The sequence below is a fragment of the Streptomyces sp. NPDC029014 genome (genome assembly GCF_055564695.1).
This window is the reverse complement of the sequence record NZ_JBVHVT010000252.1, coordinates 1-1,074: the sequence shown is the minus strand read 5'-3', so window position 1 is coordinate 1,074 and position 1,074 is coordinate 1. Positions and strand designations below refer to the sequence as shown.

The 1,074-nt window shown below is 51.1% G+C and carries 3 protein-coding genes; 2 read left to right on the top strand and 1 reads right to left on the bottom strand.

Going from position 1 to position 1,074, the window contains the following annotated elements; translation table 11 throughout:
* Positions 1–340, bottom strand: a 340-nt coding sequence (locus ACZ4VL_RS40905; RefSeq protein ID WP_468211157.1) for a hypothetical protein, incomplete at its 3' end; no start/stop codon positions are given.
* Here ACZ4VL_RS40905 and ACZ4VL_RS40900 point away from each other — a divergent pair.
* Positions 326–619 (top strand): acyltransferase, encoded by a 294-nt coding sequence (locus ACZ4VL_RS40900; protein ID WP_466433180.1) that lies wholly within the window; start codon positions 326–328, stop codon positions 617–619. The two genes, ACZ4VL_RS40905 and ACZ4VL_RS40900, sit on opposite strands and share 15 nt — an antisense overlap.
* Positions 616–1,074: glycosyltransferase (locus tag ACZ4VL_RS40895; protein ID WP_468211153.1), on the top strand; the 459-nt coding region annotated here is incomplete at its 3' end. The genes ACZ4VL_RS40900 and ACZ4VL_RS40895, both read left to right, overlap by 4 nt.

Sequence of the window (1,074 nt, the reverse complement as noted above, 5' to 3'; positions counted from 1 at the left end):
AGAATTGAAAAAAAATAAATAGAGCCCGGCTCACAGCGACCCGAAAGGGAATTTTAAAACCTTGCAATGGAGGCAAAAATTGAGCGCCCGACTGACCATCAAGAAGCTTGCCGTCGAACTTGCAAATGTCGTGCTCAGCGCAGCCTTCTTTTTCCCTGCTCGACGATTTATTGCTTCCCTGGCTTTCGGCCCCATCGGAAGCGGGACGACCATTCATGGGTTCGTGAGATTCTTTGACCTCAGGAAGTGCCGCATCGGAAGCAACACAACTATCAACAGGTGGTGTTTCATTGATAATCGAGGCAGCGTGACGATAGGATCCAACGTGAACATCTCCCATGACTGCAGGATATACACCATGGGCCATGATATGAAGGATCCTCATGCACGGGTCTTCTGTAGCGAAGTCACCATTGGTGATGATGCATGGTTGTTTCCGGGAGTCCGAATCATGCCAGGGGCCAGCATCGGGCGCGGAGCAATTGTTTATCCTGGCAGCATCGTGACCAAGCCGGTGGAAGATTTTGCCATCGTCGCCGGCTCACCCGCGCGTAGAATTGGAAGCAGATCACCTGACATTCAGTACACCGCCTCATTCCCCGTGCATTTCTCGATATGAAAAAAAACAGCTCAATGATAGCCTGGGTCGGCTTCCAGCGTCGCGCAGAGACAATGAAGGCGCACTGGGGTTATGACATCGCATACTTCCCAAAAGTATTCAAAAGCCGAAAGCTCATGCTCTTTGACTATATGGCGCGGATACTCAAAACCATGCGACACCTGGTCCTTGGAGCGCCGAAAACAGTCTGGATTCAGGCTCCACCGAGCTTTCTTGTCTACTTGGCTGCTCTTTACAAGATTCTTCACGGAGAAAAAGTCAAAGTAGCAATCGACGTGCACAACAGCTATTTTCGACAGAAATGGCTCGCCTTCCCTGCCTTGAATTTCTGCATGTCGAAGGCGGATGCGGTGATTGTTCACAACGAACAAGTGCGCCATGAGTGTCAAGCGATTTTCCCGAATCTGCGCAACATCCTCGTACTCGAGGATCGCGCGGCCGATGAGGCCGTGCCA